This window comes from Enterobacter sp. UCD-UG_FMILLET, assembly GCF_000762975.1.
GTDB classification, from domain to species: domain Bacteria; phylum Pseudomonadota; class Gammaproteobacteria; order Enterobacterales; family Enterobacteriaceae; genus Enterobacter; species Enterobacter dykesii.
Genome location: NZ_JRJC01000018.1, coordinates 18,900 through 43,962 on the forward strand (window position 1 = coordinate 18,900; position 25,063 = coordinate 43,962).

The 25,063-nt window shown below is 54.1% G+C and carries 21 protein-coding genes; 5 read left to right on the top strand and 16 right to left on the bottom strand.

Annotation, left to right across the window (positions count from 1 at the left end; genetic code table 11):
* Window positions 1-2: 2 nt before the first annotated feature.
* On the bottom strand, window positions 3-782 hold the full coding sequence (gene cmoM / locus LA04_RS09150; RefSeq protein ID WP_047651299.1) for a tRNA uridine 5-oxyacetic acid(34) methyltransferase CmoM: 780 nt from the start codon (window positions 780-782) through the stop codon (window positions 3-5).
* A gap of 124 nt (window positions 783-906) precedes the next feature.
* Between cmoM and elyC the strand changes: the two genes are divergently transcribed.
* Window positions 907-1,680 carry an envelope biogenesis factor ElyC gene (elyC, locus tag LA04_RS09155; RefSeq protein WP_047651300.1) on the top strand — a complete coding sequence of 258 codons (774 nt, stop codon included), beginning with the start codon at window positions 907-909 and terminating at the stop codon, window positions 1,678-1,680.
* On the opposite strand, the gene LA04_RS09160 is transcribed toward elyC, so the two are convergent.
* The 13 genes from LA04_RS09160 to LA04_RS09220 all read right to left on the bottom strand — a co-directional run bounded on the left by LA04_RS09160 (window position 1,663) and on the right by LA04_RS09220 (window position 16,592).
* Window positions 1,663-2,556 carry a YcbJ family phosphotransferase gene (locus LA04_RS09160; protein ID WP_047651301.1) on the bottom strand — a complete coding sequence of 298 codons (894 nt, stop codon included), beginning with the start codon at window positions 2,554-2,556 and terminating at the stop codon, window positions 1,663-1,665. The genes elyC and LA04_RS09160 overlap by 18 nt on opposite strands.
* Window positions 2,557-2,698: 142 nt before the next feature.
* Window positions 2,699-3,445 (bottom strand): 3-deoxy-manno-octulosonate cytidylyltransferase, encoded by a 747-nt coding sequence (gene kdsB / locus LA04_RS09165; RefSeq protein WP_023311001.1) that lies wholly within the window; start codon window positions 3,443-3,445, stop codon window positions 2,699-2,701.
* Entirely contained in the window at window positions 3,442-3,624 is a 183-nt protein-coding gene (ycaR, locus tag LA04_RS09170) for a protein YcaR (protein ID WP_006174474.1), read from the bottom strand. Before ycaR ends, kdsB begins: the two co-directional genes overlap by 4 nt.
* A gap of 45 nt (window positions 3,625-3,669) precedes the next feature.
* Entirely contained in the window at window positions 3,670-4,899 is a 1,230-nt protein-coding gene (locus LA04_RS09175) for a winged helix-turn-helix domain-containing protein (RefSeq protein WP_047651302.1), read from the bottom strand.
* A gap of 44 nt (window positions 4,900-4,943) precedes the next feature.
* Window positions 4,944-5,921 carry a tetraacyldisaccharide 4'-kinase gene (gene lpxK / locus LA04_RS09180; protein ID WP_047651303.1) on the bottom strand — a complete coding sequence of 326 codons (978 nt, stop codon included), beginning with the start codon at window positions 5,919-5,921 and terminating at the stop codon, window positions 4,944-4,946.
* Window positions 5,918-7,669 carry a lipid A ABC transporter ATP-binding protein/permease MsbA gene (msbA, locus tag LA04_RS09185; protein WP_047651304.1) on the bottom strand — a complete coding sequence of 584 codons (1,752 nt, stop codon included), beginning with the start codon at window positions 7,667-7,669 and terminating at the stop codon, window positions 5,918-5,920. The genes lpxK and msbA overlap by 4 nt, the downstream gene beginning before the upstream one ends.
* A gap of 36 nt (window positions 7,670-7,705) precedes the next feature.
* Window positions 7,706-9,970: a ComEC family protein gene (locus tag LA04_RS09190; protein WP_047651305.1), complete on the bottom strand. Its 2,265-nt coding sequence runs from the start codon at window positions 9,968-9,970 to the stop codon at window positions 7,706-7,708.
* 213 nt (window positions 9,971-10,183) lie between these two features.
* Window positions 10,184-10,471, bottom strand: a complete 288-nt coding sequence (ihfB, locus tag LA04_RS09195) for an integration host factor subunit beta (RefSeq protein WP_008499965.1) — start codon at window positions 10,469-10,471, stop codon at window positions 10,184-10,186.
* A gap of 170 nt (window positions 10,472-10,641) precedes the next feature.
* On the bottom strand, window positions 10,642-12,315 hold the full coding sequence (rpsA, locus tag LA04_RS09200; protein ID WP_008499966.1) for a 30S ribosomal protein S1: 1,674 nt from the start codon (window positions 12,313-12,315) through the stop codon (window positions 10,642-10,644).
* A gap of 111 nt (window positions 12,316-12,426) precedes the next feature.
* Window positions 12,427-13,110: a (d)CMP kinase gene (gene cmk, locus LA04_RS09205; protein WP_013097305.1), complete on the bottom strand. Its 684-nt coding sequence runs from the start codon at window positions 13,108-13,110 to the stop codon at window positions 12,427-12,429.
* Between the two features lie 185 nt (window positions 13,111-13,295).
* Window positions 13,296-14,579 carry a 3-phosphoshikimate 1-carboxyvinyltransferase gene (gene aroA / locus LA04_RS09210; RefSeq protein WP_047651306.1) on the bottom strand — a complete coding sequence of 428 codons (1,284 nt, stop codon included), beginning with the start codon at window positions 14,577-14,579 and terminating at the stop codon, window positions 13,296-13,298.
* A gap of 69 nt (window positions 14,580-14,648) precedes the next feature.
* A complete protein-coding gene (serC, locus tag LA04_RS09215; RefSeq protein WP_047651307.1) occupies window positions 14,649-15,737 on the bottom strand; it encodes a 3-phosphoserine/phosphohydroxythreonine transaminase in 1,089 nt (362 codons plus the stop codon).
* A gap of 162 nt (window positions 15,738-15,899) precedes the next feature.
* Window positions 15,900-16,592, bottom strand: a complete 693-nt coding sequence (locus LA04_RS09220) for a DUF421 domain-containing protein (protein ID WP_023310994.1) — start codon at window positions 16,590-16,592, stop codon at window positions 15,900-15,902.
* Between the two features lie 127 nt (window positions 16,593-16,719).
* On the opposite strand from LA04_RS09220, the gene ycaO reads away from it, so the two are divergent.
* From ycaO to pflA, 4 genes are all read left to right on the top strand, one after another.
* On the top strand, window positions 16,720-18,480 hold the full coding sequence (gene ycaO / locus LA04_RS09225; protein ID WP_047651308.1) for a 30S ribosomal protein S12 methylthiotransferase accessory factor YcaO: 1,761 nt from the start codon (window positions 16,720-16,722) through the stop codon (window positions 18,478-18,480).
* A gap of 406 nt (window positions 18,481-18,886) precedes the next feature.
* The gene (focA, locus tag LA04_RS09230) at window positions 18,887-19,744 is read left to right on the top strand and encodes a formate transporter FocA (protein ID WP_008499974.1); all 858 of its coding nucleotides are present in this window, start codon (window positions 18,887-18,889) and stop codon (window positions 19,742-19,744) included.
* 51 nt (window positions 19,745-19,795) lie between these two features.
* Window positions 19,796-22,078, top strand: coding sequence for a formate C-acetyltransferase (pflB, locus tag LA04_RS09235; protein ID WP_024907798.1), 2,283 nt, complete (start codon window positions 19,796-19,798; stop codon window positions 22,076-22,078).
* A gap of 204 nt (window positions 22,079-22,282) precedes the next feature.
* A complete protein-coding gene (pflA, locus tag LA04_RS09240; RefSeq protein WP_023310991.1) occupies window positions 22,283-23,023 on the top strand; it encodes a pyruvate formate lyase 1-activating protein in 741 nt (246 codons plus the stop codon).
* A gap of 36 nt (window positions 23,024-23,059) precedes the next feature.
* On the opposite strand, the gene LA04_RS09245 is transcribed toward pflA, so the two are convergent.
* Complete coding sequence (locus LA04_RS09245) at window positions 23,060-23,581, bottom strand: anti-virulence regulator CigR family protein (RefSeq protein ID WP_047651309.1); 522 nt, start codon at window positions 23,579-23,581, stop codon at window positions 23,060-23,062.
* Between the two features lie 123 nt (window positions 23,582-23,704).
* Window positions 23,705-24,853, bottom strand: coding sequence for an MFS transporter (locus LA04_RS09250; protein WP_047651310.1), 1,149 nt, complete (start codon window positions 24,851-24,853; stop codon window positions 23,705-23,707).
* Window positions 24,854-25,063 lie beyond the last annotated feature (210 nt).

The following is a 25,063-nucleotide window of genomic DNA, read 5'->3' on the forward strand; positions in this document are numbered from 1 at the left end:
GGTTATCCTTGCATCTGCGGCTTGTGCGCGGTGACGTGAATATAGCGGCCAAGGCTGATAAAAGGCTCCTGACGGCAATACCGCGTTTCTAATTCTGTTAAGGTGTCAAAACAGTCACGCTGTTTGTGTTTTTCACGCAGATAATCATGAAACACCCTGACGCCCGTCTTCCCGACGATCTGCCAGCCAATCGCTTCCAGCCAGCCATAAACCTGCTGTGGATCGCGCGGATAGTCCGGGGAAAGCGTGCGCTTTTTCTTTTTGGGCATCCCGACCTGCACATAGTCGAAGTTTCCTGCAACCATGTTGTGCATCAAGAAGCCGTTAGCATTGTAGAACATCAGCGACAGCGTGCCGCCCGGGCGCAACATCGACCACAGGGTTTGTAACACGCTTTGCGGATCGGCAACCCACTCCAGCACCGCATGAAACAATATCAGATCAACCTGGGTTTCCAAATGCTGTGCGATGTCCTGAGCGGCGCATTGTATAAAATGCATGTTGTCGCTCACACCTTTCTCTTCTGCAGCACGCGTCGCGCGGGCGACCATTTCAGCAGAAAGATCGCAAAGCGTGACGTGATGACCGCGCTCGGCCATTTTTATCGCCGTCTGCCCTTCACCGCCACCGGCGTCCAGCACGCGCAACGTCTGACCACCAAAGGTAGCCAGAATGGTATCCAGATCCTGCCAGAGGATCGTCTGACGAAGCTTCCCCTTCGTGGTGCCATAAATGTTGCGCGAAAACTTTTCCGCGATGTCATCAAAATTGCGATCCCGCATTGGGAGAGTTCCACTCGCTAACTGCAAAACCGCTATTTTGTCACACCCGCGCGGAGAATGAACCTCTCTGGTGTAATATCACGGGTAAACACCTGCTATATGGTCAAAAAAGGAACCAAAAAGGATGCTTTTTACCCTTAAGAAATACATTGGAGGGATGATGCTTCCCCTTCCGCTGCTGCTCATCATCATCGCGCTGGGGCTGGCGCTGGTGTGGTTTAGTCGCTTTCAGAAAGGTGGCAAAACGCTTATCACGCTCGGCTGGTTTGTCCTGCTGTTGTTGAGCCTGCAGCCGGTCGCGGATGGTCTTCTACGCCCCATCGAAAACAAATACCCAACATGGCAGGGAAATCAGAAAGTGGCGTACATCGTAGTGCTGGGCGGCGGATATACCTGGGATCCTGACTGGGCTCCCAGTTCAAACCTGATCAACAACAGCCTGCCACGGCTAAACGAAGGTATCCGCCTCTGGCTGGCAAATCCGGGATCAAAAATGATCTTCACCGGCGCGGCGGCCAAAACAAACCCGGTGAGTACGGCAGAAGCGGGCGCCAGGGTCGCAGAATCACTCGGCGTGCCGCGTTCCTCGATTATCACCCTGGACAGCCCAAAAGATACCGAAGAAGAGGCTGCCGCAGTGAAGCAGGCGATTGGCGATGTCCCGTTCTTACTGGTGACCTCCGCCTCACACCTGCCGCGCGCGATGATTTTCTTTGAGAAGCAAGGCCTGCACCCGCTTCCCGCCCCGGCAAACCAGATGGCCATCGACGCGCCGCTCAACCCGTGGGAACGGGCGATCCCCTCCCCGGCCTGGCTGATGCACAGCGATCGCGTCGGTTATGAGACGCTCGGACGCCTCTGGCAGTGGCTGAAAGGATCGTCAGGCGAGCCAGGGTAAGAGTGATTTTGTTGCCAGATCGAAATTTGCGCGATTAAAACGTCCGGTGTTGACCAACTGCGCGACTTCGTCCCAGAGCAGATAAAGCCAGCGCCGCCAGAGAAACGCTTCTGCAACGGGCGCGCGTTGAAGGTAGTGCCACAGTAAACCTTCCGCCGCCCCGCTGTCGCTGAGCCTGAACAGCTCATATTCGCGCGGAGCCCAGAGCATGATCCCCGGCCCCAACATCGCCAGAAGCTGATCGCTGCGGGAGTCCTTGAGCATGCTGCGCAGGGTGAAGTTGCCATGAATCAGCACGCAGTTGTCATTAAAACCGTCGAACAGCGCCGGCAAGCACTCTCGGGTGCGAAACAGAATACGCTTATCCTGCATGGTCAAACCGGTATTGCTGAACTGGTTAAGCGTTCCCCACAGCACTTCCACCCGCTGGCGATACCACAGCGGCCACAGGTTTTCCTGGGTACTGTCGACCGGACCGACAAGTCCGCGGCTATCCTGGCGGTGCCAGGCCAGCAGCGCCTCGACAATCTGGTCTTTTAACTGCTCCCAGCGTTCCGGCGTGCGCGCGGGCGCTTCAACGGGCACGCCGCGCAAGCGCTCAATCAGCAGCACGTCCGGGCCAGGGTGTTCCTCGTGGGTCATCACGCCGTACACCGTCGGCATACGGACGGTTCCCTCCCGCGCCAGCATCGACATTTTCCATGCCAGCTGTCTGGCAACGCCCGGCGAGGTGAAACTTCTGGCCATCAGCGGCATTGGGTTGCCCTGACTGTCATACAACGACCAAAGCGCGGTATCGGCCTTTTCACTCACGCATTCGACCCGGCTTAATTTCTCACCCAGCAGATGGCTAAGTTCGGCGCGCAGCTGTTCCATATGAGATTACCCCCATTAAGACTACTGCTTTTATAATGAGCGTCCTGAAGGGAGATGTCACCCGGAAGAGAACAATTAGGAAAAAGAAAGGGGAATTAGCGAGGGAGAGAACATCCCTCCGACAGGAGGGATGCAGGCGGTATTAGCGCAGCTCGGCGCGAACGCGCTCAAGATCTTCCGGCGTATCAACGCCCGTTCCAGGCACTTCGCTGGCAACGGCAACGTGAATTTTTTCGCCGTACCAGAGCACGCGAAGCTGCTCCAGCATTTCGATATGCTCCAGCGGACTCGGCGCCCAGGTAACATATCGACGAATAAAGCCGGCGCGATAGCCGTAAATCCCAATATGACGCAGGAAAGTATCACCGATTGTCTCTTTAGAGAGCGCAAAGCGATCGCGATCCCACGGGATCGTGGCGCGGGAGAAATAGAGCGCATAGCCTTCCGCATCCATGACGACCTTCACCGCATTCGGGTTGAAAGCTTCTTCTGCATGATGAATGGGTACCGCCAGCGTCGCCATTCCGACCTGACGCTGAGCCAGGTTTTCTGCCACCTGACGGATAATCACCGCCGGGATCATCGGCTCGTCACCCTGCACGTTCACGATAACCGTATCATCACTGAAACCACATTTCTCAACCACTTCCGCCAGACGCTCGGTGCCGGACTGGTGATCGGCGCGGGTCATGCACACCTCACCGCCTGCCGCCTCAACCGCACGGGCGACGTCAGGATGATCGGTAGCAACAATCACGCGATCGGCACCGGATTCACGCGCACGCTCGAGGACATGCACAATCATCGGCTTGCCGTTGATATCCACCAGCGGTTTACCCGGCAGACGCGTTGAGGCATAGCGCGCAGGAATAATGACAACAAAACTCATGGTTTGCTCTCTTCTGCCACCAGGGAACGAGCTTCATTTTCCAGCAGTACCGGAATGCCGTCACGCAGCGGGAAAGCCAGGCTGTCCAGCTTGCAAATCAGCTCCTGTTTGTCCTGGCTGTAGTAGAGTTTGCCGTTGCATACCGGGCAGGCAATAATTTCAAGTAAACGGTGATCCATAGTTCCTCCGTATGGGTAATCGCTAAAGCTTAACACATTCCCTTTTCAGGGAGTGCCTGTTTCCCAGCCACTTCGACAGGAAGTAAACAGTCCGTCGGGCACCCGGCCCAGCGTCACTTCGCGGGCACCCTGCCAGCGCGCGAATTCGCCAATGGCGAACGTTAACCCTTTTTCCAGGCTCGCCGTCACCCTGACCCCCTCTTGCAGGTAAAGCGCAATGATTTCAAGCGTGCCGGTCTTGCGGTGCATTTTGGCGTCCATGCGCCCGACCAGTTGCCCCTTATGCAGCAGCGGGAGAACAAAGTAACCATACTGGCGCTTTGGAGCCGGGGTATAACATTCCAGCCGGTAGCTAAAATCGAACAGCTGCTCGGCGCGTTTTCTATCCCAGACGACCGGGTCGAAAGGCGACAACACCGCACTGTGGGTTGCCTGAAGTTTCCCCTCCTGGGCCAGAGGCAGTAGCGGGAGGAGATCCGCATGCAGCCACATTTCGCCCAGCGTTTCCACCGTGACGGGGATGACGCGCTGTTCGCGTTGCCATATGTCCATCAGCGGTTTCAGCGCGGGCTGACGAAGGCGATAATAATCTGCCAGCCATTGCGGACGGAAAATGCCCAGACTGCGGGCGCTGTTCTCCAGCATGATGGCCTCGGCGGCCTCCTGAGTAAGCAGGTCACGCTCGTCGTCCCAGTGGGGCATCACGCGATGCGTCAGGTCATAAACGCGCTGAAAATTACGCCGTTCAATGACCATGACTTTACCTGACGTGAATAACCCTTCAAGATGACGCTTGTGCGGTTTCCACTCCCACCAGCCGCTGGTGCCTTTGCGCGGGTGTTCAAAATCAGCGGAGCGTACGGGACCGTTATCCTGAATATGCGCGATAAGCTGCTCAATTTCAGCCGCATGTTCCAGCATCCACGCCTGACGGTATTTCCAGCCCATCTTTTCCGGAGCAAGCATACGGTGACGAACCAGGGCAAAATCGCTGCGGGGCAGGAAGCAGGCTTCGTGCGCCCAGTACTCCATTAACTCCCCCTTGCTGAGCGCCTCATCCAGCCACTGCGAAGGATAATTCCCCAGGCGGCTAAACAGCACCAGGTAAGGGCTACGGGCCACTATGTTAATGGTGTCGATTTGAAGCAGCGACATGCGCTGGACGGTAGAGAGAATATCGGCAGGCTGCGCGCGGCGGCGGGGCTTTTTAAGCAACCCCTGCGCGGCAAGGTGGAGATTACGTGCGGCTGAGAGCGAGAGTTGCGGTAGAGACATGCGTTTTCCTGTCAGTCAAAGCGCCACCAGAACCGCGTAAGCGTTTATTTCACCAACGCAATCAGTTCCTTGAGCAAACGTTCCGGCTGCTCGCCGCTGAGTTCAGCGTCAACCGGCAGATACCACCAGTTTTCTTTCGCGAAGGCACGGCATTTCACCGCATCTTTTTCGGTCATGATCAGCGACTGCCCGGGTACGGTCAGGGCGTCTACCTGCCCTTCAACCAGTGCCTGATGGTCGGCCAGCGGAACGCGTTTTTCCAGCCGGGCACCACACTGTTCCAGCGTCGCGAAGAAGCGTGGCGGATGACCAATACCCGCCATCGCCACCGGTGAAGGCAGCTCAGCAACCGACCGGCGTTCCCCCGTCACCAGGTTAATCGCAGGACCCGGCTGCAGGTGCATGGGGATTTCACCCGCTTTTGCCTCACCGCCGTTAACAATCACCGCATCAACGGACTTAAGGCGCGAAGCGCGTTCGCGCATGGGTCCGGCCGGTAGCCACCAGCCGTTACCGAAGCGGCGAACCCCGTCGATGACCACAATCTCTTTATCACGCGCCAGGGCGTAATGTTGCAGACCATCATCCGTAATGATGATTTGCACCGCGTGTTCGTCAACCAGAGCCTGCACGGCGTCGCTGCGCACCGGGGAGACCGCAACCGGCGCGCCGGTACGCTGATATATCAGGACCGGTTCATCGCCCGCTTCGGCGGTTGTAGTTTCCGCCGTGAGCAGAAGAGGATACTGCGCCGCTTTACCGCCATAACCGCGAGAGACAACCCCCGGACGAATACCGCGTTTTTGCAATTGCTCCACCAGCCAGATCACCACCGGGGTTTTACCGTTGCCGCCCGCCGTGAGATTACCGACCACTACAACCGGAACCGGCGCACGCCAGGCCCGCTTAAATCCTAAACGGTAAAGCAGACGGATAATGCCGCTCACCAGACCATACAGCCAGGAGAGCGGCAAAAGCAGCAGCCACAGCGGGGATTCACCGGACCAGATGCGTGCAATCATTGTTGACCGAACTGCATCTTATGCAACTGGGCATAAACGCCACGGTGTTCCAGTAGATCGGCATGGCTTCCGCGTTCAACAATGACGCCATCCTCAACCACGACGATTTCATCAGCCTGCTCGATAGTCGACAGACGGTGCGCAATCACCAGCGAGGTACGGTTCTTTTGCAGTTCATCCAGCGCGGACTGGATAGCGCGTTCAGATTCCGTATCCAGCGCCGAGGTCGCTTCGTCCAGGATCAGAATTGGGCTATCGCGCAGCAGCGCGCGCGCAATCGCAATACGCTGGCGCTGGCCACCGGAGAGAAGCACGCCGTTCTCACCGATTATCGTATCCAGGCCGTTATCCATCTTGTTGATAAAGTCCATTGCATAGGCCATACGCGCGGCGTTCTCAATCTGCTCGCGGCTGTATTCATCCGTGCGCGCATAAGCGATGTTATTGGCGACGGTATCGTTAAACAGGTGCACGTTCTGGGAAACCAGCGCCACCTGGTTACGCAGCGACTGCAGGGTATATTCCCGCAGGTCGTGACCATCTAACAGGATTTCACCTTCATTAATGTCGTAGAAACGGGTCATCAGGCTGGCAATAGTCGATTTACCCGAACCGGAACGGCCCACCAGCGCAACGGTTTTACCCGCCGGAATAGACAGATTGATATTACGCAGGGCAGGCACTTCGCGGCCTGGATAGGTAAAGGTCACGTTACGGAATTCAACGTCTCCGTTTGCACGCTCGATCACGCGCTTACCTTCATCCTTTTCCTGCTCGGAATCCAGAATGCTGAACAGGGTCTGGCAGGCGGCCATCCCGCGCTGGAACTGGGCGTTCACGTTCGTCAGGGATTTCAGCGGACGCATCAGGGCGATCATCGAGGAGAAGACCACGGTGATAGTACCCGCCGTCAGCGTCTCCATCACGCTAGGGAAGCTTGCCGCATACAGGACGAATGCCAGCGCCAGGGAGGCAATCAGCTGAATAATCGGATCAGAGATGGAAGAGGCCGAGACCATTTTCATCCCCTGAAGACGCATTTTATTGCTGACTTTATCAAAGCGTTTGGTTTCGACTTCCTGACCGCCGAAAATCAGAACTTCTTTATGCCCTTTCAGCATCTGTTCCGCGCTGGTCGTCACTTGCCCCATCGTGTTCTGCATATTCTTACTGATATTGCGGAAGCGCTTTGAGACGACGCGGATAGCAATAGAAACAATCGGAGCCAGAACGATAAGGATGATCGACAGCTGCCAGCTGTAATAGAACATCATCGCGAACAGGCCGATGATTGACGCGCCCTCACGCACAACGGTGATCAGTGCGCTTGAGGACGAAGAGGCAACCTGCTCGGAATCGTAGGTAATACGGGACAGCAGCGTCCCGGTAGACTGCTTGTCAAAGAACGAGACCGGCATGCCCATCATGTGGCTGAACAGGCGACGGCGCATGGTCATAACCACTTTCCCTGATACCCAGGAAATACAGTAGCTGGAGATATAGCTGGTAATGCCGCGTAAGATCATCAGTCCGATAACCACCAGAGGCATCCATAGCAACACTGAGCGATCCGTTTTACCAAAACCGTCGTCCAGTAACGGTTTGAGAAGCGATAGCATAAAAGTATCGCTGGCTGCGTTGAGGATTAACGCTACTCCCGCCACGATCAGGCCTGTTTTAAAGGGCGCAATCATCGGCCAGAGTCGGCGGAAGGTTTGCCACGTGGAGAGATCTTTGTCGTTATGCATTCAAAAAACCAGCATTCGTTGAAATAGCCGCATATTCTACCCGTTATCGACGGGCTCGCCAAACCACTGATGATACCAAACGGCTAAAAATTGCTCTCGCAAGCGCCGGATTTGCCAGTAATGTTGCGAGAATGTCACCGATATTTGTCCAGAATGAGGGGTATCGTGCCAGATGTACCCCTCTTTTCGATAGCGTTGGACAACTTTTGCCGACGGGAATCGCCATGCGTTATAGCGGGCCGCGGAATCCAGGGCGATCTGACCTTCCACCCGCTGTACCAGCGGCAATGACGACGAAGTATTGCTGCCATGATGGGGCACCTGTATGAGCGTGGACGTCAGATAACGCCAGTAATGGCTAAGCATAGCCTGTTCCGCCTGCGCTTCAATGTCCCCAGTTAGCAGAACACTCTGCTCACCGTCGTCCACCTTTACCACGCAGGAATGGTTGTTTCCCTGAGCCGGGTAATTTTCAGGGGGCCAGTGTACGGTGAAGGAGAGTCCCTGCCATTTCCATCTCTGCCCGCGAAAACAGGGGTGATGCCCCGCCAGGCGCAATGGGCTTCTTACCCACACGTCCGGCCACGCTTTTTGCAACGATGCGAGTCCTCCCGCATGGTCGAGGTGTTCATGACTGAGAATAACGCCTTCAGGCCGCAGGTGATGCCAGCGAAGCCACGGGATAATTAACCGCTGCGCACTATCCCCGCCCGGCCAGGCAAGCCCGGTATCATAGAGAATGGCTTTTCCCTGTCGTTCAACAACCATCGCCAGCCCCTGCCCTACATCCAGCATATGGAGCGTCCAGCTCTCGTTTTTTTCCGTTCTCCAGAGAGGAAATGTGAGTAAAACACTCCCTGCAAGACAAACGGCAGGAAGGGTTTTCCAGGCACGAAAGCGCCAGCCAATGATGATAAGCCAGGGCAGTAATGTCATGTACTGCCAGCGTTGGTCGACATTTTGCCAGCCATAAGGCAAGCGCATGAGGAACCAGAACAATCCCGCAAGTGACTTATCGACTGCGAACCAGACGACGCTTTCAGGTGCCGCCAGCGGCAGGAGATGAAGCAGCATGCCGAGCAGGATCAGCGGCACGGAGACAAACGTCACCAGGGGAACGGCAAAGAGATTTGCGACCAAGGAGGTGATGCTGAAGCCATGGAAAATCAGAACCTGTAGTGGCATCAGCAGCATCAGCATGCCCACCTGCAGATAGATCAGGTTCAGCAGCGGCCGTATACGTCGTGCCCGGCGCCAGCGAGGAAGAGGCAGCCACTGAAACCAGAAAATCAGTGCGGCGACGGCAAATGCAGACAAGAGCAGACTCTGGGAGAGTATGGCTAAGGGATCGCTTATCAGGATCGCCGCGATACAGCCCCCCCATACCTGCCATGGAGACCATTGCCTGGCAGCGATCCGCAACATTGCAAGCACAGCAAGCGCGATGACCGTGCGTAGCGCAGGAGGTTGCAGACCGGTAAGCCAGGCGTAGAAAGCGGCAAAGCATAACCCGGCCAGGAGAGGCATTTGCCAGTGGATACGGTGGCTGGGTAATAAAAACTGTAGCCCACGTGCGAGTAACCAGGCGAGGGATGCCGCTAGCGCGATATGCAGACCCGAAATCGCCATCAGATGCAGCGTCCCGGTTTCACGCATCAGGTCTTGTATTTCCCGGGGCACATCCAGACGTTCACCCATTCCCAGTCCGAGGATAACAGCCCCCCAGCGGTAAGCCGAAAGTCGGTTTTGCAGTGACATGAGATATTGCGCTCGCAGGCTGCAGCGCCCATCGACGAGTTCCGCACGGGTGAAGCGCCCGCTCAGCGTTTGATGGCGGGCAAAAGCGCTGCGCTGAGAATCATAACCGCCGTCGTTCAGTTCGCCATGAGCAGGCCTGAGCCTGAGCGTCATGCTCCAGCGCTGACCGGCACACGCATTCTGTGGCAGATAATTGCCATACAGCGTTACGCCGGTAGAGGCCCACCAGCGCTGGCCATCGACGCGGAGAATGTTTCCCTGATGCTGCGTTGCGCCATCTGTGGCGGTAATTGCTACCTCAGCCTGCACGGCCCCCGTGGTTAAATGCTGCATCGGCCAGACGCTCTCCTTCGCAGCCAGAATACCCCACACGCAAAATAACAGCGTGATACCCGCATACTTCAGTCGTACGTTTCGCCGTGCGGCCAGCACGATCCCGCCAACAATCATTATCCACACGGTATGACGTGATGGCAGTACAGGTAACCAGAGTAACGGGGCTATCGCCAGAATGGCGCAGATGCTAAGCGCGGGAATTCCCATTGCTACCTCCCTGTTTCAGAGGGGCAGTATGTAATCAGGCAGAAGGAATGTCAGATGGGAAGAGTGCGTTTTACAGCGCGCGCTGTGCTGTTTTTATCGGTTTGCAGAAAACGAAATGGAAAATGCGGGGCATCTTCAGAATGAAAGCGACAGACACAAAAAAAGCACCCGCAGGTGCTTTCTTTCGAACCCAGTTTAACCGGCTGGCTAAACTCAGTTGCCGTAAATATTGGCGCGATCGCGCAGTTCTTTACCCGGCTTAAAGTGTGGAACGTACTTACCTTCCAGCTCGACTTTATCGCCAGTTTTCGGGTTACGCCCGGTACGTGGAGCACGATAGTGCAGAGAAAAACTACCGAAACCGCGGATTTCAATGCGCTCGCCCTGGGCAAGAGTGGAGGCCATATGCTCCAGCATCTCTTTTACGGCATCTTCCACTGCCTTGGCAGGGATATGCGGTTGCTGACTGGCAAGTCTTTCAATCAATTCTGACTTGGTCATGATTCCTCCGGTTCCTTTCAAACCAATTAGCTGAACAGCTCATTAAACAAGGGCGGCCGTAGCCGCCCTTTGTTATTGATTACAGGACGAATCCTGCAATCTGTCAAGTTTGCTCCTCATCCTTCAGGCTGTAAATGCGTTACAGCGCAAATGATGCTGAGAACCTGATATTACTCGCCTTTAGCTGCTTTGAAAGCTTCAGCCATTGCGTTGTTAGAGAAGTTTGCATCTTCCTGTTTGTTAACAGTGGCGATTGCATCTTTCTCATCAGCTTCGTCTTTAGCACGAACAGACAGGCTGATTGCACGGTTCTTACGGTCAACACCGGTGAACTTAGCTTCAACGTCGTCGCCTACGTTCAGAACCAGAGTGGCATCTTCAACGCGGTCACGGGAAGCTTCAGAAGCGCGCAGGTAACCTTCAACGCCGTCAGCCAGTTCTACGGTTGCGCCTTTAGCGTCAACTGCAGTCACTTTACCGTTTACGATTGCGCCTTTCTTGTTCAGTGCAACCCAGTTGTTGAACGGATCTTCTGCGAGCTGTTTAACGCCCAGGGAGATACGCTCACGCTCTGCGTCAACCTGCAGAACAACTGCAGCGATTTCGTCGCCTTTTTTGTATTCACGAACTGCTTCTTCGCCTGCAACGTTCCAGGAGATGTCAGACAGGTGAACCAGGCCATCGATGCCGCCGTCCAGGCCGATGAAGATACCGAAGTCAGTGATAGACTTGATTTTACCTTCAACACGGTCGCCCTTGTTGTGGGTTTCCGCGAACTGCTGCCATGGGTTGTTTTTGCACTGTTTCAGGCCCAGGGAGATACGACGACGTTCTTCGTCGATATCCAGAACCATCACTTCCACTACATCACCAACGTTAACAACTTTGGATGGGTGGATGTTTTTGTTGGTCCAGTCCATTTCGGAAACGTGCACCAGACCTTCAACGCCTTCTTCGATTTCAACGAAGCAGCCGTAGTCAGTCAGGTTGGTTACGCGACCAGTCAGTTTAGTACCTTCTGGGTAACGCTTAGCGATAGCTACCCATGGATCTTCGCCCAGCTGTTTCAGGCCGAGGGATACACGAGTACGCTCACGGTCGAACTTCAGCACTTTAACAGTGATTTCGTCGCCCACGTTCACGATTTCGCTTGGGTGCTTAACGCGTTTCCACGCCATGTCGGTGATGTGCAGCAGGCCATCAACGCCGCCCAGGTCAACGAATGCGCCGTAGTCAGTGAGGTTCTTAACGATACCTTTGACTTCCATGCCTTCCTGCAGGTTTTCCAGCAGCTGATCGCGTTCTGCGCTGTTTTCGGATTCGATAACGGCACGACGGGAAACAACAACGTTGTTACGCTTCTGGTCCAGCTTGATTACTTTGAACTCAAGCTCTTTGCCTTCCAGGTGCAGAGTGTCACGAACTGGACGAACGTCTACCAGAGAACCTGGCAGGAACGCACGAATACCATTCAGCTCAACAGTGAAGCCACCTTTAACTTTGCCGTTGATAACACCGACCACAGTTTCAGCTTCTTCGTAAGCTTTTTCCAGCGTGATCCATGCTTCGTGACGTTTAGCTTTCTCACGAGAAAGCAGGGTTTCACCGAAGCCGTCTTCTACTGCGTCCAGAGCAACGTCAACTTCGTCACCAACCTGGATTTCCAGCTCGCCCTGGGCGTTTTTGAACTGCTCTGCCGGAATGGCGGACTCAGATTTCAGACCGGCGTCAACCAGTACTACGTCTTTGTCGATAGCAACAACAACACCGCGAACGATGGAACCCGGGCGGGTTTCGATTTCTTTTAAGGATTCTTCAAACAGTTGAGCAAAAGATTCAGTCATGTTTAATCTTCAGGTTAATATTAACGTCCACCTGGCTCCGTGCCGGATGGGGTTGTTTCACATACCCGCCGTCAATCCATTGCAGCGGGGGTACTGCTAAATCGGTCGCGATTACGCGAGTGCCAGTTTTTGGCGCGCATATTGTAGCGCTTTTTCAATCACTTGCTCAATAGTTAAACTGGTTGAATCCAGAACTAATGCATCTTCTGCAGGAACAAGTGGGGCGACGGCGCGGTTACGATCGCGGTCATCGCGCTCTTTTATCTCGGATAAAAGGCGATCAAAGTTAACACTAAACCCCTTTTCCTGCAACTGAAGCATGCGGCGTTGAGCACGTTCTTCCGAAGAGGCGTCGAGGAAAATTTTTACTGGCGCATCAGGGAATACCACCGTTCCCATATCGCGTCCGTCAGCGATCAGCCCCGGGGCTTCACGGAACGCGCGCTGACGACGTAAAAGCGCCTCGCGAACGCGCGGGAACGCCGCAACCTGAGAGGCCGCATTAGCCACTTCCTGCGTACGGATTTCGCCGCTCACGTCTTCCCCTTCAAGGATGACTTCCAGGTTGCCATCAGTCGATACGAAACGCACATCCAGATGCGCAGCCAGCGGAACCAGCGCTTCTTCAGACGCGACATCCACATGGTGATGCAGCGCGGCCAGCGCCAGCACGCGATAGATTGCTCCCGAATCTAAAAGATGCCATTGCAATGCTTCCGCCATCGCTTTGCACAGAGTACCTTTCCCTGCGCCACTCGGCCCATCAATGGTGATTACCGGGGCAACTGCCGTCATCTTTTTCTCCTTAAATAAGGCATACCGTTTACATGAACGCCGCGCATTATACGCGCCAACGTGCGCAACTGTTACCTTTGCGTGCAAATTACGGAATGATTGAAGCAGAGTGTAGAAGAAATGAGCGGAGGTGTTCGTAATGAAGCGTAAGGAAATGCCGCATCGGGTGATGCGGCAATACGTTATCAGGCCAGCGTGCTAATGCGTGCCAGCTGTTCAAAGTAGTCCGGGAAGGTTTTCGCGGTACATTTCGGGTCAAGAATCGTTACAGGCGTGTCTGAAAGCGCCACCAGCGAGAAGCACATCGCCATACGGTGATCGTTGTAGGTGCCGATTTCCGCAAACTGCAGTTTTGCCGGAGGAGTCACGCGAATGTAGTCTTCGCCCTCTTCCACCTCGGCACCGACTTTTCGCAGCTCGGTCGCCATCGCGAACAGGCGGTCCGTCTCTTTTACGCGCCAGTTGTAGATGTTACGCAGCGTGGTAGTGCCTTTGGCGAACAGCGCCGCCGTGGCAATGGTCATCGCCGCATCCGGGATATGGTTCATGTCCATGTCGATGGCGTTCAGCTCGCCGTGGGTACAGGAGATGAAGTCATCGCCCCAGGTGACAATGGCGCCCATCTTTTCCAGCACATCCGCAAAACGGATGTCACCCTGCACGCTGTTACGGCCAATACCGGTCACTTTTACCGTGCCGCCTTTAATCGCACCCGCGGCCAGGAAGTAGGATGCGGATGACGCATCACCCTCAACAAGGTAGTTGCCCGGAGACTGGTACTGCTGCGCCCCGCGCACCACAAAACGCTGATAAGACTGGTTTTCCACCTCAACACCGAAGGTTTTCATCAGGTGTAGCGTGATATCAATGTACGGTTTAGAAACCAGGTCGCCCTTGATGCTAATAACCGTATCCTGCGGCGCCAGCGGCGCGGTCATCAGCAGTGCCGTCAGGAACTGGCTGGAAACGCTGCCGTCCACCTCGACGTTACCGCCGGTAAAACCGCCGCGCAGACGCAGTGGCGGATAGTTTTCCTGCTCAAGATACTCAACCTGCGCGCCGCCCTGGCGCAGAGCATCCACCAGGTGACCAATCGGACGCTCTTTCATGCGCGGCTCGCCGGTCAGCACGATGTTGTTGCTGCCCAGACACAGGGCCGCCGCCAGCGGGCGCATCGCGGTACCCGCGTTGCCCAGAAACAGCTCAAGCTCTTCGCCCGAGCTCAGCGCGCCGCCGTTGCCGGTCACTTCGCAGCGGGTACGATCGTCGGAGAGAGTGTACTGAACGCCCAACGCTTTCAGCGCATTGAGCATATGGCGCACGTCATCGCTGTCCAGCAGGTTTGTAAGGACGGTGGTGCCGTTTGCCAGAGCTGCCAGCAGCAGAGCGCGGTTCGAGACACTTTTTGAACCAGGCAGATTGATGGTGCCATCTACCCGCGCGATAGGTTGTAACGTCAGGGATTCCATGAAAACTAAACTCTCAACTCAACATAATAAAAACCCCGCAGGGACGCTGCGGGGGTGAAAAACAGCAAATTAACCGTGACGACGTTCGAAGTCGATCATGAAATCCGTCAGGGCTTTAACGCCTTCCAGCGGCATCGCGTTATAGATGGAGGCACGCATGCCGCCAACGACACGGTGACCTTTGAGCGCATGCAGGCCTGCCGCGAAGGACTCCTCCAGGAACACTTTATCCAGGCTGCTGTCCGCCAGCTGGAACGGCACGTTCATGCGGGAACGGTTCGCTTTCGCCACATCGTTGCGGTAGAAATCGCTCTTGTCGATCACGCCATACAGCAGTTCAGCTTTCTGCTGATTCACCTTGTCCATCTGCGCCACGCCGCCGTTTTGCTTCAGCCATTTGAAGACCAGGCCGGAGAGATACCAGGCAAACGTTGGGGGAGTGTTGAACATCGAATCGTTATCGTTCAGCACGGTGTAATCAAGAATCGACGGGCAGGATTTATGCGCTTTACCCAGCAGGTCTTCACGCACGACGACGATAGTCAAACCGGCCGGGCCGATATTTTTCTGCGCGCCCGCATAGATAACGCCGTAGCGGCTGACATCAATTGGCGCAGACAGAATGGTGGAGGAGAAGTCGGCGGCAACCACGACATCGCTACCGAAGTTTGGCGTCTCGTCGATGGCAATCCCGTCAATGGTTTCATTCGGGCAGTAGTGCAGATACGCTGCGTTATCGGAAAGCTGCCACTCGCTCATTGGCTTCACGGCGCGCAGACCGTCAACGGTCACTTTGGCGTCGATAACATTCGGCGTGCAGTATTTATGCGCTTCCTTAACGGCGCTTGACGCCCAGTAACCCGCATCAACGTAGTCAGCCGTCGTTTTGTCACCGAGAATATTCAGCGGAACGCCTGCAAACTGGCCGCGTCCACCGCCGTGACAGAACAATACTTTGTAGTTCGAGGGAATATTCAGCAGATCGCGAAAATCCTTTTCTGCCTCTTCCGCCACCTGAATAAACTCTTTACCACGGTGGCTGATTTCCATCACCGACGTACCGAGACCGTTCCAGTCACAAAGTTCCTGTTGAGCCTGTTTAAGCACGTCTGCCGGTAACATTGCCGGACCTGAACTGAAATTAAAGACTTGAGCCATTTCCCCTCACCATGCTAAAAGCCATAAGTTATAACTGTGGATATCGGTTTTATCATTCAGTGACACGCGCCGCAATGTCTAAAACTTATGACCCGTGAAATGTGCACCGCGTCACACAAAACAATCTGCCGCCTCGCTAAGTCAAAACCGACAAAATGGCTGTCAGGTGATACGTTTGGCCCGGCTAACCTTCGTCCATTCCGGATTTGCACAGCGGGGGCATAATTGGCGATCCCCCGGCTGCATCGCGACGACATGGCTACATCTTACGCAAGCATACTCGCCTGATTCAGGTACCGTTCTGAAACGCTCGATCAGCATATCCGGCAGGATACACAGTCCCGGTTTTACCTCGTCGTCTGAATAGTAATAAACGCTGATCTGCCCGTTGGTTTCCATGATCGCCAGACGCACCTGCCCGAGCTGTTCAACGCTGTTCAGGCGTAGCTCCATAAAGAACTCAAACTCGGTCATATTGGCGCTTTGTACATTTTCCCAGGCCAACTGTCCGTCCTCGACGATAACGACCGGCTTGCCTTCAAGCAGATCTTCCAGCTTTTCGCTTTTCGACATCAGCCACATGACAAGGCGATAAAGTAGCGCCAGTGAGACAAAAACGATAAACACCGGCACCATCGGCACGTCATCATAAAAGGCAACGTCCCCCGCCGCCGAACCCAGCGTCAGGATGATCAACACCTCAAAGAGCGACATCTGCCGCACGCCGCGGCGGCCGGTGATTTTAAGAAACAGGAAGACGAGTACGAAGGTATACAGGCTGCGCAGCGCCACTTCGCCCAGAAATTCAGGAGGAACTTTATCAAACGCCATCCGCTGGAGATCAAATGCTTTCATTTTTCTATGCCTTAACAGTCAGTTACTGCCACTAAGCATAGCCCAGCCTTTTATTTTCGCCGAAGATAGCACCCGTCACGCAAAACCCGTATCATTGCGCGCTTTACGTACGATAAAAGTGAACGCCATGACTCAAACGTTTATCCCCGGCAAAGACGCCGCTCTGGAAGATTCCATCGCTCGCTTCCAGCAGAAACTGACCGACCTGGGTTTTAACATCGAAGAAGCCTCCTGGCTCAATCCGGTGCCTCATGTCTGGTCCGTGCATATTCGCGATAAAGACTGTGCCCTGTGCTTTACCAACGGTAAAGGCGCGACGAAAAAAGCGGCACTGGCCTCTGCGCTGGGTGAGTATTTTGAGCGTCTGTCCACCAACTATTTCTTCGCTGACTTCTGGCTGGGCGAAACCATCGCTAACGGCCCGTTCGTTCACTATCCGAATGAAAAATGGTTCCCGCTGACCGAAGATGACGAGCTGCCGGAAGGTATTCTCGACGCGCGCCTGCGTGCTTTCTACGATCCGGAAAACGAACTGACGGCCAGCATGCTGATCGATCTGCAGTCTGGCAATGAAGACCGTGGGATCTGCGCCCTGCCGTTCACCCGTCAGTCTGACGAGCAGACCGTGTATATTCCGATGAACATCGTCGGCAACCTGTATGTGTCCAACGGTATGTCCGCCGGTAACACCCGCAATGAAGCGCGCGTGCAGGGTCTGTCTGAAGTTTTCGAACGCCACATTAAAAACCGCATCATCGCTGAATCCATCAGCCTGCCTGAAATTCCGGCAGACGTACTGGCGCGCTACCCGGGCGTTGTGGAGTCCATCGCTAAGCTGGAAGCAGAAGGTTTCCCAATCTTTGCCTACGACGGCTCGCTGGGCGGTAAGTACCCGGTTATCTGCGTCGTGCTGTTTAACCCGGCTAACGGCACCTGCTTCGCCTCCTTCGGCGCACACCCTGACTTCGGCGTTGCGCTGGAGCGTACCGTTACCGAGCTGCTGCAGGGCCGTAGCCTGAAAGATCTCGACGTCTTCACTCCGCCAACGTTTGACGATGAAGAAGTGGCCGAGCATACCAACCTTGAAACCCACTTCATCGACTCCAGCGGTTTAATTTCCTGGGATATGTTCAAGCAGGACGCCGACTATCCGTTCGTGGACTGGAGCTTTGCCGGTACCACGGAAGAAGAGTTCGCCACGCTGATGGCTATCTTCAACGCCGAAGATCAGGAAGTCTACATTGCCGACTACGAACATCTTGGCGTCTACGCGTGCCGCATTATCGTTCCGGGCATGTCCGACATCTACCCGGCTGAAGATCTGTGGCTGGCGAATAACAGCATGGGCGCGCACCTGCGCGAAACGCTGCTGGCTCTGCCGGGCAGCGAGTGGGAGAAAGAAGATTATCTGAACCTGATCGCCCAGCTGGACGAAGAAGGCCACGACGACTTTACCCGAGTACGCGAACTGCTGGGCCTGGCGACCGGTAAAGACAACGGCTGGTATACCCTGCGTATCGGTGAGCTGAAAGCGATGCTGGCCCTGGCGGGTGGCGATTTGGATCAGGCTCTGGCCTGGACCGAGTGGACCATGGAATTCAACCAGTCGGTCTTCTCTGCCGAGCGCACCAATTATTACCGCTGCCTGCAAACCCTGCTGCTGCTGGCACAGGAAGACGATCGCGAGCCGCTGCAATACCTGAATGCTTTCGTGCGGATGTACGGAGCTGAGGCCGTAGAAGCAGCCAGCGCAGCCCTGAGCGGCGAAGAGCCGTTCTATGGCCTGCAGGCTGTTGATAGCGATCTGAAAGCCTTCCCGGCGCATCAGTCGCTGCTGAAGGCCTACGAAAAGCTGCAGAAAGCTAAAGCCGCTTACTGGTCAAAATAAGCGCAGATAACATTACCAGCAGTAGGCGTATTCAATCGTCTGGGCTATATTACGGGGCAATTTCATTGCCCCGTTTTTTATTTTCTTCGGCAATGACTGTTGATTGTAATAATAAAGTTAAACATGGGTAAATATAATAATATTTACCTGGGCTTTACTGTTACTTTTTATGGTAAATACTCCATATTAATTAACTGTGTCAGAGGTGGCTGAACGAAAAAATTCAACTCTTTTCATAACTTTTAAAATTTATTTTTATACGGATAATCAAATACTTACTCCGCATTTGCTGTAAAACCATACACACTGCGGGCCTATAAGCCAGGCGAGATATGATCTATATCAATTTCTCTTCTATAATGCTTTGTTAGTATCTCGTCGCCGACTTAATAAAGAGAGAGTTAGTGTGAAAGCTGACAACCCTTTTGATCTTTTACTCCCTGCTGCGATGGCCAAAGTTGCCGAAGAAGCGGGTGTCTATAAAGCAACGAAACACCCGATGAAGACGTTCTATCTGGCGATCACGGCTGGTGTGTTCATCTCTATCGCTTTCGTCTTCTACATCACCGCCACTACCGGTACTGCCGGAATGCCTTTCGGCATGGCCAAACTGATTGGCGGCATTTGCTTCTCGCTGGGTCTGATTCTTTGCGTCATCTGCGGCGCCGACCTCTTCACCTCAACGGTGCTGATTGTCGTGGCAAAGGCCAGCGGAAGAATTACCTGGGGCCAGCTGGCACGTAACTGGCTCAACGTCTACGTGGGTAACCTGGTTGGCTGTCTGCTCTTTGTTTTGTTGATGTGGCTTTCTGGCGAGTACATGACCGCCAACGGTGGCTGGGGCCTTAACGTCCTGCAAACCGCCGACCACAAAATGCACCACACATTTATCGAAGCCGTTGCTCTCGGCATCCTCGCTAACCTGATGGTCTGCCTGGCTGTATGGATGAGCTACTCGGGTCGTAGCCTGATGGACAAAGCCTTAATTATGGTTCTGCCGGTTGCGATGTTTGTTGCCAGCGGCTTTGAGCACAGTATCGCGAATATGTTCATGATCCCAATGGGCATTGTCATCCGCGACTTTGCAAGCCCGGAGTTCTGGACCGCAGTTGGTTCATCCCCGGAAAGTTTCTCTCACCTGACTATTATGAATTTCATTACTGATAACCTGATCCCTGTCACTATCGGGAACATTATCGGTGGGGGTCTGTTAGTTGGGTTGACATACTGGGTCATTTACCTGCGTGGCGACGATCATCATTGATGGTTTTCTCAGGCAGTAAATAAAAAATCCACTTAAGAAGGTAGGTGTTACATGTCCGAGCTTAATGAAAAGTTAGCCACAGCCTGGGAAGGTTTTGCGAAAGGTGACTGGCAGAATGAAGTAAACGTACGTGACTTCATTCAGAAAAACTATACCCCGTATGAAGGTGACGAATCCTTCCTGGCTGGCGCAACTGACGCGACCACCAAGCTGTGGGACAGCGTAATGGAAGGCGTTAAACTGGAAAACCGCACTCACGCGCCAGTTGATTTTGACACCTCCGTTGCTTCCACCATCACTTCTCACGATGCTGGCTACATCAACAAAGCCCTTGAGAAAATCGTTGGTCTGCAGACTGAAGCACCACTGAAACGCGCAATTATCCCGTTCGGTGGTATCAAAATGGTTGAAGGTTCCTGCAAAGCGTATAACCGCGAGCTGGACCCAATGCTGAAAAAAATCTTCACCGAATACCGCAAAACCCACAACCAGGGCGTGTTCGATGTTTACACCAAAGACATTCTGAACTGCCGTAAATCTGGCGTTCTGACTGGTCTGCCAGATGCGTATGGCCGTGGCCGTATCATCGGCGACTACCGTCGCGTTGCGCTGTACGGTATCGACTTCCTGATGAAAGACAAGTACGCGCAGTTTGTTTCCCTGCAGTCCGATCTGGAAAACGGCGTAAACCTGGAAGCGACTATCCGTCTGCGTGAAGAAATCGCTGAACAGCACCGCGCGCTGGGTCAGATCAAAGAGATGGCAGCGAAATATGGCTGCGATATCTCTGGTCCTGCTACCAACGCTCAGGAAGCTATCCAGTGGACCTACTTCGGCTACCTGGCCGCTGTTAAGTCTCAGAACGGTGCAGCAATGTCCTTCGGTCGCGTATCCACCTTCCTGGATGCATACATCGAACGCGACATCAAAGCAGGCAAAATCACCGAGCAAGACGCTCAGGAAATGATTGACCACCTGGTCATGAAACTGCGTATGGTTCGCTTCCTGCGTACCCCTGAATACGATGAGCTGTTCTCTGGTGACCCAATCTGGGCAACAGAATCAATCGGTGGTATGGGCGTTGACGGCCGTACTCTGGTAACCAAAAACAGCTTCCGCTTCCTGAACACCCTGTACACCATGGGTCCTTCTCCGGAGCCGAACATCACCGTTCTGTGGTCTGAAAAACTGCCTCTGAACTTCAAGAAATTCGCGGCTAAAGTGTCCATCGACACCTCTTCTCTGCAGTACGAGAACGATGACCTGATGCGTCCGGACTTCAACAACGACGATTACGCTATCGCTTGCTGCGTAAGCCCAATGGTTGTTGGTAAACAAATGCAGTTCTTCGGTGCGCGTGCAAACCTGGCGAAAACCATGCTGTACGCAATCAACGGCGGCGTTGATGAAAAACTGAAAATGCAGGTTGGTCCTAAGTCTGAGCCGATTAAAGGCGACGTTCTGAACTTCGACGAAGTGATGGACCGCATGGATCACTTCATGGACTGGCTGGCTAAACAGTACGTGACCGCGCTGAACGTTATTCACTACATGCACGACAAGTACAGCTACGAAGCCTCTCTGATGGCGCTGCACGACCGTGACGTTATCCGCACCATGGCGTGTGGTATCGCTGGTCTGTCCGTTGCTGCTGACTCCCTGTCTGCAATCAAATATGCGAAAGTTAAACCAATTCGTGACGAAGACGGCCTGGCTGTAGACTTCGAAATCGAAGGTGAATATCCGCAGTTTGGTAACAACGACTCTCGCGTTGATGACATGGCGGTTGACCTGGTAGAACGTTTCATGAAGAAAATTCAGAAACTGACTACTTACCGTAACGCTATCCCGACTCAGTCTGTTCTGACCATCACCTCTAACGTTGTGTATGGTAAGAAAACCGGTAACACCCCAGACGGTCGTCGTGCTGGCGCGCCATTCGGCCCAGGTGCTAACCCAATGCACGGTCGTGACCAGAAAGGTGCGGTTGCCTCTCTGACTTCCGTTGCTAAACTGCCGTTTGCTTACGCGAAAGATGGTATCTCTTATACCTTCTCTATCGTGCCAAACGCGCTGGGTAAAGACGACGAAGTGCGTAAAACTAACCTCGCGGGTCTGATGGATGGTTACTTCCACCACGAAGCGTCCATCGAAGGTGGTCAGCACCTGAACGTGAATGTAATGAACCGTGAAATGCTGCTCGACGCGATGGAACACCCTGAGAAATATCCTCAGCTGACCATCCGCGTATCTGGCTACGCAGTACGTTTTAACTCCCTGACTAAAGAACAGCAGCAGGACGTTATCACCCGTACTTTCACTCAGTCCATGTAACTGGAATTGACTGAAATCACGCGTTAAAAAGCGTACAATAAAGGCTCCACGTCAGTGGGGCCTTTTTAGCACCCTCTCCACCTCAGTCTCTTTTGTCCGCTATCTATACTCTATGGATATCAGCCAAAACAGACTTCAACACAGCCGGCTTTGAGCTGTGCATACTCAGGCCCCGGACGGGCCGATGCTGGAGATATCACCGCAATGTCAATTATTGGTCGCATTCACTCCTTTGAATCCTGTGGCACCGTCGATGGCCCGGGTATCCGCTTTATTACCTTTTTCCAGGGCTGCCTGATGCGCTGCCTGTACTGCCATAACCGTGACACCTGGGATACCCACGGCGGTAAAGAAGTGACCGTTGAAGACTTGATGAAAGAGGTGGTGACCTACCGCCACTTTATGAACGCGTCCGGCGGCGGCGTCACCGCATCCGGCGGTGAAGCCATTCTGCAGGCTGAATTTGTCCGCGACTGGTTCCGTGCCTGCCACAAAGAAGGCATTCATACCTGCCTCGACACCAACGGCTTCGTACGCCGTTACGATCCGGTTATCGACGAGCTGCTTGAAGTGACCGATCTGGTGATGCTCGATCTCAAACAGATGAACGATGAGATCCACCAGAACCTCGTTGGTGTTTCAAACCACCGCACGCTGGAATTTGCCAAATACATTGCCGATAAAGGCATTAAAACCTGGATCCGCTACGTGGTGGTTCCCGGCTGGTCAGATGATGACGACTCTGCGCACCGCCTGGGGGAATTTACCCGCGACATGGGCAACGTCGAGAAAATCGAGCTTCTGCCCTATCACGAGCTGGGTAAACATAAATGGGTGGCAATGGGCGAAGAGTACAAACTCGATGGCGTGAAGCCGCCGAAAAAAGAGACGATGGAACGCGTCAAAGGTATTCTAGAACAGTACGGCCACAAGGTGATGTATTAAAGAAAAGGCCCGGTGAGAACCGGGCCTTTTTATATTCTATTTAAAGACGCCGTTAATAACGGACGTCACAATGGCTGTACTCAGCGCAATTAAGACCAGGTCGTCTCCGACCACGCGCCATTCATAGCCAGGGTAGGAAGGAAGCTGGCCAAGCATTGAGGCCGGCACGGTTTTCTTCGCAATGCCCGGAGGCAACGGCTTACCGCGCGCCAGGTTTTTCGCGATACCCGGAGGCAGAGAGTCATAGCCCGTTAAGCCATAATTAAGCGCCAGGTGGCGGGCATGATCGAAGCTCACGCGAGCGTCGACATCGTTACCGACATCTTTACTGCTTTTAAAGCTTTTATCCGATTTTCCAGGGTTATCCTGACCGTTATTTTGCTTATTGCCATGGTTACCAGAATTCCCGTTACCATGATTACTACCATTACCTTGCCCGCCACCGTTTCCGTGACCACCGCCGTTCCCGTTTCCAGGGTTAGCCATGACCGGAGCCGTTGCAAACGTTAAAGACAACACTACGGCAAGTGCGGTAGTGGAAAAACGACGAATAGACATGATTGCTGCCTTATAGTGGTAGGACTCACATGAATTATCGCCTGGCGCAATAAACAAACAATAAGTAAAACTCTTAGTTGTGACAGGGACAAAAAAGCCTGTCATCGACAGGCTTTTATTTAATCAGGCATGTGCCACAGGCGTTGGATGCTCGCCCGCTTTGCGCAGCAGCATCAAGAGATAAATAAACGACACGCTGGCGATCATGATAAACAATAAATTATCGGAATAATTCTGCATCAGCATCGCGGTAAACGTCGGCCCTAATAAACTGCCGATGGTATAGCTCAGTAACAGCGCCTGGTTCATTGCCACCAGCTGGTGATGTTCAACTTTCTCACAGGCCCAGGCCATCGCGACCGGATAGAGCGTAAAGCCGGCGGCCCCGAGAATAGACAGTGCAGGTGCCATCGCGGCGTTGCTGAGCATGGCAAGGCATCCCATAATCACCACGAAGACCTGAACGCGAAGCACCAGCAGACGACCGAAGCGATCCGCCAGGCGGCCAATCGGCCACTGCCCGACGATCCCCGCACTCACCATCACCGCCATCCAGAAGCCAATTCCGGAATCGCTGACGCCCTGATGATTCAGATAGAGCGGCATCAGGCCGTAGAGCGAGCCCAGTACAATGCCCGAGATAATGCAGCCGTTAACGCCCAGGCGCGCCTGACGGAGTCTGAGCATCGGCCAGACGTGGGTCGCTTCCTGATGCTCGCTGTTCTGGTTCACAATGCGCGTGAAGAGCAGCGGCAGGATTGCGGCCAGCACCATGCCCGTTACCCACGGCAGAACGCTCATCAGATCGGTTGGCAGCTTGCTGACCATCAGTTGACCCAGCACGGTGCCGACGTAATAAACCATCATATAGGCTGCCAGCAGGCGTCCACGGTTGCGCGAAGTGCCGCTGCACATCAGCGCACTTTCTACCACCACCCAAATCATCGCGCAGCCTACGCCTGCGATAAAGCGCCATGCCATCCAGCTCCAGAAGCCGACCATCAGGCCCAGCCCGGCACACCCGGCGGCGAAAATCAGCGAAGCCAGATAATAGCTGCGATTAAAGCCAAAGCGCTTAATCAGGCTCCCGGTCATTAGCGTACCCAGCAGGTTCCCGGTAAAAAAGGACGAGCTGACCATACCCACCTGCCAGGTCGGTAAGTTTTCATGGGCGAGCCATAGCGGGACGAGCGTATTTAACACTGCGATCGCCAGGGTCAACAGAAGCAGGCCACAGAGCAACAGGAGCACTGGGCGGGTATAGGTGGTCATGGATTAAAAACCGTGAGGAAGTTCAGATTTCGTGCGCATCATGCCACTGGCAAAAACAAAGTCAATCCACTGATTTAGCCGCCTCGCACAATATGTTCCCTGTCGATTTAAAAAACTTATCCTGCTAATGCCACGCCTGCTATAGATATTAATTATGTGTCTGTTTTTATTTATTAATGGGCGAAATTAAAACAAAACGACAGTTGAAAA

Bases quoted from the DNA above. Each gene is read 5' to 3' on its own strand.
- rpsA (WP_008499966.1), bottom strand. From the start codon at position 12,315: ATGACTGAATCTTTTGCTCAACTGTTTGAAGAATCCTTAAAAGAAATC.
- lpxK (WP_047651303.1), bottom strand. From the start codon at position 5,921: ATGATTGCACGCATCTGGTCCGGTGAATCCCCGCTGTGGCTGCTGCTT.
- LA04_RS09245 (WP_047651309.1), bottom strand. From the start codon at position 23,581: ATGTCTATTCGTCGTTTTTCCACTACCGCACTTGCCGTAGTGTTGTCT.
- ycaO (WP_047651308.1), top strand. From the start codon at position 16,720: ATGACTCAAACGTTTATCCCCGGCAAAGACGCCGCTCTGGAAGATTCC.
- elyC (WP_047651300.1), top strand. From the start codon at position 907: ATGCTTTTTACCCTTAAGAAATACATTGGAGGGATGATGCTTCCCCTT.
- msbA (WP_047651304.1), bottom strand. From the start codon at position 7,669: ATGCATAACGACAAAGATCTCTCCACGTGGCAAACCTTCCGCCGACTC.
- cmoM (WP_047651299.1), bottom strand. From the start codon at position 782: ATGCGGGATCGCAATTTTGATGACATCGCGGAAAAGTTTTCGCGCAAC.
- LA04_RS09250 (WP_047651310.1), bottom strand. From the start codon at position 24,853: ATGACCACCTATACCCGCCCAGTGCTCCTGTTGCTCTGTGGCCTGCTT.
- LA04_RS09220 (WP_023310994.1), bottom strand. From the start codon at position 16,592: ATGAAAGCATTTGATCTCCAGCGGATGGCGTTTGATAAAGTTCCTCCT.
- LA04_RS09175 (WP_047651302.1), bottom strand. From the start codon at position 4,899: ATGTCTCTACCGCAACTCTCGCTCTCAGCCGCACGTAATCTCCACCTT.
- LA04_RS09160 (WP_047651301.1), bottom strand. From the start codon at position 2,556: ATGGAACAGCTGCGCGCCGAACTTAGCCATCTGCTGGGTGAGAAATTA.
- cmk (WP_013097305.1), bottom strand. From the start codon at position 13,110: ATGACGGCAGTTGCCCCGGTAATCACCATTGATGGGCCGAGTGGCGCA.
- aroA (WP_047651306.1), bottom strand. From the start codon at position 14,579: ATGGAATCCCTGACGTTACAACCTATCGCGCGGGTAGATGGCACCATC.
- serC (WP_047651307.1), bottom strand. From the start codon at position 15,737: ATGGCTCAAGTCTTTAATTTCAGTTCAGGTCCGGCAATGTTACCGGCA.
- kdsB (WP_023311001.1), bottom strand. From the start codon at position 3,445: ATGAGTTTTGTTGTCATTATTCCTGCGCGCTATGCCTCAACGCGTCTG.
- ycaR (WP_006174474.1), bottom strand. From the start codon at position 3,624: ATGGATCACCGTTTACTTGAAATTATTGCCTGCCCGGTATGCAACGGC.
- pflA (WP_023310991.1), top strand. From the start codon at position 22,283: ATGTCAATTATTGGTCGCATTCACTCCTTTGAATCCTGTGGCACCGTC.
- LA04_RS09190 (WP_047651305.1), bottom strand. From the start codon at position 9,970: ATGGGAATTCCCGCGCTTAGCATCTGCGCCATTCTGGCGATAGCCCCG.
- ihfB (WP_008499965.1), bottom strand. From the start codon at position 10,471: ATGACCAAGTCAGAATTGATTGAAAGACTTGCCAGTCAGCAACCGCAT.
- pflB (WP_024907798.1), top strand. From the start codon at position 19,796: ATGTCCGAGCTTAATGAAAAGTTAGCCACAGCCTGGGAAGGTTTTGCG.